Source organism: Gluconobacter sp. P1D12_c, from assembly GCF_018812105.1.
Classification (GTDB): domain Bacteria; phylum Pseudomonadota; class Alphaproteobacteria; order Acetobacterales; family Acetobacteraceae; genus Gluconobacter; species Gluconobacter oxydans_A.
In genome coordinates, this window is sequence record NZ_JACSIQ010000303.1 from 1 (window position 1) to 513 (window position 513).

Consider the following 513-nt stretch of genomic DNA (forward strand, 5'->3'; position numbering starts at 1 on the left):
TGAGATGCTGAGTCGTAAAGTGCTTGTAAAGCCTTCCGACAAGGCAACGAAGTCTAAGAAGTGGAATATTAAAGAGACTATAGATGAGGCTACCCGGAGAAATCCGGATGCCTGTTTGCATGTTGAAAATCCAGGCAAGCCGGTTCTCGTTTTTGGTCAGGATTTAGAAGCTCTTGAGCGTGAGCATGAGCAGGCTTGCGATGGGGCTGTTGATGTTCAGAAGAATGGCAAGAGCAGGAAAATCAGAAGCACTCAAAATACTATGGCGTGCATTGTTCTGTCTTGGCCAGGTGAGATGGAGGCCGATTGTAAGCGTTGGCAAGCTCGGTCGGTCAAGTGGTTGCAGGACACGTATGGGGACCAGTTGAAGACAGTCATCAGGCATGATGATGAGGCTTTTCCTCATCTTCATGCTTTCATCGTTCCTGATGATTTGAAGGCGATCAGCTTACATCCTGGGGATAGTGCAAAGCAGAAGGCCAAGGCGGATGGGTTATCTCCAAAGGAACAAAA

At 48.0% G+C, this 513-nt stretch carries 1 protein-coding gene; it reads left to right on the forward strand.

All coding sequences use genetic code 11. The annotated features are described in order from the left end of the window. Positions 1-513, forward strand: a 513-nt coding sequence (locus KP705_RS16865; RefSeq protein WP_215765095.1) for a plasmid recombination protein, incomplete at both ends; no start/stop codon positions are given.